The following is a 7,677-nucleotide window of genomic DNA, read 5'->3' on the forward strand; positions in this document are numbered from 1 at the left end:
CCTGCGACGAGGCCAACATCTTCATCACCTCCGGCTCGCAGCAGGCGCTGGATTATCTCGGCAAGCTGTTCCTGTCGCCGGGCGACACCGCGCTGGTGACGTGGCCGACCTATCTCGGCGCGCTGCAGGCTTTCAACGCCTATGAGCCGCGCTACGACCGGCTGACCCCGGCCGGCGGCAACATGACGCCCGATGCCTATCGCGCGGCGGCGGCCGCCAATGGCGGCAAGGCCAAATTCGCCTATCTGGTGCCGGATTTCGCCAACCCGACCGGCAACACGCTGAACCGTGAGCAGCGCGAGGCGGTGCTCGACCTTGCCGGCGAACTCGACATCGCCGTCCTCGAGGATGCCGCTTACCGCGCGCTGCGCTATGACGGCGATGGCGAGCCGCCGATCCTGGCGCTCGATTGTGCCCGGTCCGGCGGCATCGACAAGGCGCGCACGCTCTATTGCGGCTCGTTCTCGAAGATCCTGTCGCCGGGCATGCGGGTCGGCTGGGTGTGCGCGCCGCGCCACATTGTCGAGAAGCTGGTGCTGATGAAGCAGGCTTCGGACCTGCACAGCCCGTCGATCAACCAGGTGGTGATGCATCGCGTCGCCGAAGCCGTGTTCGAAGGCCAGGTGGAAAAACTCATCGACGCCTATCGCGAGCGCCGCGACGGGCTGCTCTCGGCACTGGAAGCCCACATGCCCGAAGGCGTGACCTGGAGCCGCCCGGAAGGCGGCATGTTCGTCTGGGTGACACTGCCGGAAGGGGCCGACGCCACCGAGCTTCTGGCTCGGTCGGTGAAGGAAGCGCGGGTCGCCTTCGTGCCGGGCAACGCCTTTTATGCCGATGGCACCGGGCGCAACACGCTGCGGCTGTCCTTCACGCTCGCCGACCGGCGCGCGGTGAGCGAAGGCATTCCAAGGCTAGCCGCCATCCTGAAGGGATAGGCCGGCGCTGGAAGCCGGCTTTTCCTCCGCCGTTACAGTCACCAGCCGCTCAAGCTTTGAAAGCCTGGTGCGAGCGAGCTTGCGGACCGGCCTTTCGAAACCTTCTTCGCCGTTTTCGACGACGAAGACCAAGGTCATGAAATCGAGCATGAATTCGTCGATGGCTGCCGCGACCTCGCGCGACCTGCCCTTGAACCGGCGCAGCAGAGCGGTTGCTTCCTCGATATCGTCGAGACCGGCGCTGTCGACCAGCGCTTCGAGCCTCTGAAAACAATCCAATCGCAATTCCTCCCACCGCGCCACCAAACCCGGTTGCGAGCGGAAAGTTCCAAACTGTGAGTGGTCTCGCGAAGAAATCGCCTCCACTGCTTGAATTCCGCGGACGGGCCATCGGCAATTTTTTTGTTCGGGTGGAACCTCCGCGGCCAACAAAGGTTCTTACCAGGTCTGATCCCCCCCTCAGACCCCTGAAGGCTAGACATGCTTTCCAAAGGCCCGCCGGATCCCCTCCCGGCGGGCCCTTTGTTTGCTGGGAAGTATCCGCATTGACGACGCCCTATCCCAACCTAAATTCGAACCCACACGAGGAGGCGTTTTCATGGAAACCCAGGAATTGCATCGCGGCCGGCTCATCGACCACATCCAACTGGTGGTCAGAAACCTCGCGGCCAGCCGGCGTTTCTACGAGGCGGTCCTGCAGGCGCTCGATGTCCCGATCGGAGGTAGCGGCGCCGACTTTTTCTGGGCCGACGAGCTGTTTGTCTCCACTGCCGACAGCCGGGCCGCACAGGGAAAACTCACCGGCCGCCATCACCTGGCTTTCCAGGCAAGGGACCACGCCATGGTCGACGGCTTCTACAAGGCCGGGCTGGCGGCCGGCGGCACGGACAATGGCGCGCCGGGCGAACGGCCCTATCACCCCGGCTATTACGCCGCCTTCCTGCTCGATCCGGACGGCAACAACATCGAGGCCGTCCATCACGGCCCGCATCGTCGCAGCGCCGCTTCGGTGAAGATCACCTTCTAAGCTGCCGATATTCAGCCGGCCGGGATCGCGGACGCATGGGCGATGCTGGAGAGAGGCTGCCTTGCGTTGCCAGATCGGTGGCCCCGATGCTAACCGTGCAAATGGCGGGTGGGAATCGGTCCCGAAGCAACGTCCGCCACAAATTTTCAATAAAACTCCCCTTACCCCCCGTGGAGATATTTTTTTTATGCAAAACCCAGCAAGGGCGATCTGTGCCGCCACGCTTCTATTTGCGATCGGGGCCGTTGGCCTCACAAGTATATCATCCTTTGCTTATATTTCATCGGCGCAGGCCCAGGAGGAATATCTTCCGACCGAGAAGGATTTTGTCGGCAAATGGAAACTCAACGGCGGAGCCATCCGGCCGCCGCGCGATATGAAGGATGCGCCGACACCGGAACAGGAAGCGGCCGCCAGTGAGTTCCAGCAGACGGTGACCGCGTTTTACGGGGCGTTCGATTATCTGGAGATCACGGCGGACGGCCGCTACAATTTTCACCAGCCCGGAGATCCGACGTCGGGGCCTTGCGTCTGGTGCGGAACCTGGTCGTTCAGCAAGAGTTCGGCGTGGCTCGAGCTGGATACGGCGCCCCGGCTGGATATCTACGCCAAGGACGGCGACATGCAGATGACCTACACTGTCGAACCCTACGAAAAATCGAAATATGCGTGGCTGGTTTTCGGCTGGGCGAAGGCCGAGTAGGCGGCGCGCAGCATTCACCACGTTCGTCATCCTCGGGTCTCCGCGACGGAGCTTCGCTCCTGCTCCGCCTGTGGATGACGAAGGCGGGAGAGGCTTCCGCTAACCCCGGATGTCAGCGATGGTTGACCGAAACGGAAGATGACATCTTCTGGGTCGCGCCACTGAATGTCACGGCTTTTCATCCATCTCGTATCCTCGTATACGAGATGGAACCAGCCGACCGAGGAGACCGCATGAGCCCGCCGCCTGAAACCGTGCCGTTTTTCAGCCAGTGGGAAACGCCTGACATGACGCTGGACGTGCTCGCCGACGGCGCGGATGTTGCGCTCAGGCGCGATCCGCTGTGGAGGCGATCCGGGGCGGAGACCCTCGACGAATACGCAATCTGGGCCGCCAACATCTGCGGCATGGCCTGCCTTAAGATGATTCTGGCCAGCCGCGGCGAGATCGTGCCGACGATCGAGCTTGCCAGGCGCTGCACCTTATATGGCGGCTATGTCGTCAATGAGAGATCGATCAAGGGGCTGATCTACGCGCCCTTCGTCAGCTTCGTGAAGGAAGCTTTCGGCCTGCGCGCCGAGGTGATGACCAATGTCGCCACATCAGACATTCCGGCGATCATGCAGCGGACGCGCTTCTTCATCGCGTCGGTCAGCAGCTCGATCCGCTGGCCCGAGCGTGAGCCGCCCTCGAAGGGCGGCCATCTGGTGCTGATCACCGCGGCATCCGACGAAGGTTTCCGCTTTCACAACCCGTCCGGCCATGAGCCCGCCACACAGGCAGACGCAGTGTTGTCACCGGCCGATTTCGACCGCTTCTTTGCCAATCGCGGCATTGCCGTCGCCATTTGATTTTTTGACAGTCGAGGGATTTCGATGACCGACAAGACAAGAGTGGCCATCCTCTATGGCGGGCGTTCGGCCGAGCACGACGTGTCGCGCCTTTCGGCCGCCAATGTGCTGAAGGCGATCGACCGCACGCGCTACGATATCGTGCCGATCGCCATTTCGCGAGGCGGCAGGTGGCTGCTGCAACAACTCGATCGCGCCGCGGCGATCGGCGATGAGGCGGCAGGGGCGCCGGCCTCCGAAGACGGCCCGGAGGTTGCTTTGTTGCCCGGCGGCAAGGGCCGGCTGGTTGCGGTGTCGCGGGATGGTACGCAGCCTGAGCTGCCCCCCATCGACGTCGTGTTCCCGGTGCTGCACGGGCCGTTCGGCGAGGACGGCTCGGTGCAGGGCTATGCCGAGGTCGCCGATGTCGCCTATGTCGGCTGCGGCATTCTCGCCTCGGCCGCCGCCATGGACAAGGACGTCGCCAAGCGGCTGATGCGCGAGGCGGGACTGGCGGTTGCCCGCTCCGTCACCGTGCATCGAAACGGCAAGCATTCCTTCCAGGAGATTGCCGGGACGCTCGGCCTGCCTTTCTTCGCCAAGCCGGCGCGCCAGGGCTCGTCCTTCGGGGTCAGCAAGGTGAATGACAGGGACGGCTTCGAGCAGGCCATCGACACGGCTTTCCGCTACGACGGCAAAGTGTTGATCGAGGAATTCGTCGAGGGCCGCGAGATCGAGTTCTCGGTGCTGGGGCGCGCCGACGGGTCGCTGACGGTGTCGCTGCCCGGCGAGATCATTCCGGCCGGCAAGCACGGCTTCTACACCTATGAGGCCAAATATCTCGATGCCGACGGCGCGCTGGTCAAGGTGCCCGCCGATGTCCCGGCCGATGTGGCCGAAAAGGCCAGGGATATGGCGCGGCAGGCGTTCCAGGCGCTTGGCTGCGAAGCCATGGCGCGCGTCGATTTCTTCCTGCGCACCGACGGCAGCCTGCTTGTCAACGAGGTCAACACCATTCCCGGCTTCACCGACATCTCGATGTATGCCAAGGCGCTTGCCGCCTCAGGCATCGGCTACAGCCAGACCATCGACGTGCTGATCGAGCACGCGCTGGCCAGGCATGCGGCGCGCTGATCCGATCGGGCGAGCCTGACTTCCATTTAGCCCTTGGGGAGCGGCCGGTGCGGGCCGGATCATTGCCTGTGAGCGAGGCGTATTTCATCGTTGGCTAAAGTTGCACGTCCGCTCTATATGCCCGACCATGGCATTTGGCAGGGAGGCATCACGTGGCCAATCGTCGAAACGGCACGGCGTCTCCGGCTGATGGGCTGGGGGACACCCTTTCAGCGGCCGCGCCCCATCCGCGAACCTCTTTGCCCAATGTGGCGGCCATCGTCACGACAGTGGCGGCACTGTATTTCGGGCGCGAGGTTTTCCTGCCGATCGCCATCGCGCTGCTGCTGACCTTCGCACTGGCGCCGCTTGTCGCAGCGCTAAAAAAGCTCGGCATTCCCCGGATTGCCGCCGTCATCGCCAGCGTGCTCGGCGCCTTCGCGGCGCTTGGCCTGTTCTCCTTCATCGTCGCCACGCAGGTCAGCGAACTGGCGCAGAACATCCCGGTCTACCAGACCAACATCCTGACCAAGATCCGCTCGCTCAAGGAAACCGGGGTCGGCGGCGGGATCCTTGCCAGACTGAGCAAGGTGGTCGAGCGGGTCGGCCAGGAGATCGACAGGCAAGACCCCTCGCTGCCGGTCGCCACCCCGGAAAAGCCGCCGCGCGAGCCGGTGCCCGTCGAGATCGTCGCGCACGAAAGGCCGCTTCAGGTCCTGCAGAATGTCGTCGGGCCGCTGATCAGCCCGCTTGGGTCGGCCGGGCTGATCATTGTCGTCGTCATCTTCATGCTGCTCGAGCGGGAGGATCTGCGCGACCGCTTCATCCGGCTTGTCGGCTACGGCGACCTCCACCGCACCACCGAGGCGCTTCAGGATGCCGCCAAGCGGGTGGGCCGCTATCTCCTGATGCAATTGGTCGTCAACATCGTCTACGCCATACCGATCGCGATCGGGCTCTGGGCCCTCGGTATTCCCAATGCGCTGCTGTGGGGGCTGCTGGCCCTGGCGCTGCGTTTCGTTCCCTATATCGGCCCGATCATAGGCATGCTTTTGCCGCTGTTCCTGGCGCTGGCCGTGGCACCGGGCTGGTCGCTCGTGCTGTGGACAGCCGCCTTGTTCGTGGTGATGGAACTGATCACCGGCAATGTCATCGAACCCTGGCTCTACGGTTCGCGAACGGGACTGTCGCCGCTGGCGATCATCGTCGCGGCGATTTTCTGGACGTGGCTCTGGGGGCCGCTCGGGCTGATCCTGTCGACGCCGCTCACTGTCTGCCTGGTGGTGCTGGGCAGGCACGTGCCGCAGTTTGAATTCCTGGACGTGCTGTTCGGCAACGAGCCCGTGCTCGAACCCCATGCGCGCCTGTACCAGCGGCTGCTGGCCGGCGATCCGGAAGAAGCCACCGATCATGCCGAGGAGATGCTGGAGGAGAAATATCTGGTCGAATTCTATGACAAGGTTGCCATTCCGGCGCTTCTGCTGGGCGAACAGGACCGTGTGCGCGGCGTCATGGGCGATTTGCAAAGGCGGCAGGTGGCGGCCAGTGCCCTGATGCTGGTCGCCAATCTCGACGACAGCGCGCAGGAGGAGGCAGGCGAGGAGGAGGGGCCGCCCGTGGCCGCAGAGGCGAGCGACGATGACGATCCCGGCGGGGAGGACGAGACCGAACTGCCCGATGGCACGGATATGTCCGTGCTTTGCGCCGGGGGGCGTGGCGAGCTCGACGACGCCGCTGCCGCGATGCTGGCGCAGGTGCTGGAGGTCCAGGGCGCGACGGTGTCGAAAGCCAGCTTTGCCGATATGGAACCCGCCGGCATTCGCCGCCTTGAGCTCGAAACCGTCGACACCGTCGTGGTCGGATTCCTGAACCGGGATTCCATCAAGCACGCCCGCTTTCTGGTCCGCCGGCTGAAGCGTGCGAAGGCCGCACTTCGGGTGGGAATCGTGTTCTGGTCGGAGGCCGACAGCGAGGACAAGGAGACGGCGGGCAAACTGGCGCGTGACATGAACGCGGATTTCGTGGCGCATGGCATGGTCGACGCGGTGCTGGGCGCGCTGTCAAACGAGCCGCCGGTCGCGCTCAAGCTTGTCGCCAAACGGCGCATGCGGCGACAGCGGGCCGCGTCCAAGAAGGTTACCGCGGCAGCGGCGGGTTGACCGAAATCGGCTGAAGGCCGGTGGAACCAGGCGGCCCTCCGCGCGGCCTTACGAAATTAGCTACCCGTCGGCGGTGAGAAATGCTCGAAATTCGCCCAGCCCAGGAAGCCGACCGGTCGGCGATCGTGCAACTGTGGCATCAGGGCTGGCATGATGCCCATGCGCATCTGGTTCCAGCCGAAATCCTGGCGTACCGAACGCCGGCGCATTTTGCGCTGTGGCTGGAGCAATCCACCGATGCCTTCCATGTGGCGGCAGCCGATGGATTGCTTGGCTTCGTCTCGATAAACGGGGCGGAGGTGGTGAAACTCTATGTAAGCCCGCAGGCACGGGGAAGCGGAACCGCCCGCGATCTGCTGTCTTATGCCGAGCATCTCTTGTGCGAACAGGGCGTGGCGGAGGCCGAGCTTTTCTGCACGGCGGGAAATGTCCGCGCGCAGAGATTTTATGCCCGCGAAGGATGGCGCTTGAACCGCAGCTTCGAAGACGCACTTTGGCTGCCGGATGATGTCGCCGGCAGGTTCACCGTGGAAACCCACTGCTATCGGGAGCATCTGGGCTTTCGTTAGCATCACTATTCGGAACGAGCTTGGCGAGATTGTCGCGGACGCTGGAGCAGGCGCCCCCTACCGGTCGACCATCGCCATGCCCCGCTCGGTATAGCGCGGGCCGGAGATTTTTCCCGGCGCGAGCGCTTCGTTGAGCGCGGCCATCTCGGCGGCATCGAGTTTGATAGCGGCGCCGGCGACGTTCTCTTCCAGGTATTTTCTGCGCTTGGTGCCGGGGATCGGCACGATGTCGATGCCAAAGCCGTCGCCCTTCGCCAGCAGCCAGGCCAGCGCGACCTGGCCGGGCTTGACGCCGCGGGCAGCGGCGATGTCGCTCACCTTGGCGGCCGCCTCGACAT

Annotated in this window: 9 protein-coding genes; 7 read left to right on the forward strand and 2 right to left on the reverse strand. The window is 64.0% G+C overall.

Features of this window, described 5'->3' with window-relative positions; translation table 11 throughout:
- On the forward strand, positions 1-938 hold a 938-nt coding region (locus EN991_RS15030; RefSeq protein ID WP_164769079.1), incomplete at its 5' end, for a PLP-dependent aminotransferase family protein.
- On the opposite strand, the gene EN991_RS15035 is transcribed toward EN991_RS15030, so the two are convergent.
- Positions 915-1,217 (reverse strand): hypothetical protein, encoded by a 303-nt coding sequence (locus tag EN991_RS15035; RefSeq protein ID WP_245459131.1) that lies wholly within the window; start codon positions 1,215-1,217, stop codon positions 915-917. The two genes, EN991_RS15030 and EN991_RS15035, sit on opposite strands and share 24 nt — an antisense overlap.
- A gap of 319 nt (positions 1,218-1,536) precedes the next feature.
- Here EN991_RS15035 and EN991_RS15040 point away from each other — a divergent pair, with 319 nt between their 5' ends.
- The 6 genes from EN991_RS15040 (at position 1,537) to EN991_RS15065 (ending at position 7,339) form a co-directional block, all read left to right on the forward strand.
- Entirely contained in the window at positions 1,537-1,965 is a 429-nt protein-coding gene (locus EN991_RS15040; protein ID WP_013530756.1) for a VOC family protein, read from the forward strand.
- Between the two features lie 187 nt (positions 1,966-2,152).
- Positions 2,153-2,668: a hypothetical protein gene (locus EN991_RS15045; protein ID WP_013530757.1), complete on the forward strand. Its 516-nt coding sequence runs from the start codon at positions 2,153-2,155 to the stop codon at positions 2,666-2,668.
- 233 nt (positions 2,669-2,901) lie between these two features.
- A complete protein-coding gene (locus EN991_RS15050) occupies positions 2,902-3,519 on the forward strand; it encodes a C39 family peptidase (RefSeq protein ID WP_127369040.1) in 618 nt (205 codons plus the stop codon).
- 24 nt (positions 3,520-3,543) lie between these two features.
- Positions 3,544-4,632, forward strand: coding sequence for a D-alanine--D-alanine ligase family protein (locus EN991_RS15055; RefSeq protein ID WP_127369041.1), 1,089 nt, complete (start codon positions 3,544-3,546; stop codon positions 4,630-4,632).
- A gap of 152 nt (positions 4,633-4,784) precedes the next feature.
- A complete protein-coding gene (locus tag EN991_RS15060) occupies positions 4,785-6,770 on the forward strand; it encodes an AI-2E family transporter (protein ID WP_127369042.1) in 1,986 nt (661 codons plus the stop codon).
- A gap of 80 nt (positions 6,771-6,850) precedes the next feature.
- On the forward strand, positions 6,851-7,339 hold the full coding sequence (locus tag EN991_RS15065) for a GNAT family N-acetyltransferase (RefSeq protein WP_127369043.1): 489 nt from the start codon (positions 6,851-6,853) through the stop codon (positions 7,337-7,339).
- A gap of 57 nt (positions 7,340-7,396) precedes the next feature.
- Here the strand turns inward: EN991_RS15065 and EN991_RS15070 are convergent.
- Positions 7,397-7,677 (reverse strand): aldo/keto reductase (locus EN991_RS15070; protein ID WP_164769081.1); only part of this gene is annotated, 281 nt, incomplete at its 5' end.

It is taken from the genome of Mesorhizobium sp. M7A.F.Ca.US.005.03.2.1 (genome assembly GCF_003997795.1).
Classification (GTDB): domain Bacteria; phylum Pseudomonadota; class Alphaproteobacteria; order Rhizobiales; family Rhizobiaceae; genus Mesorhizobium; species Mesorhizobium ciceri.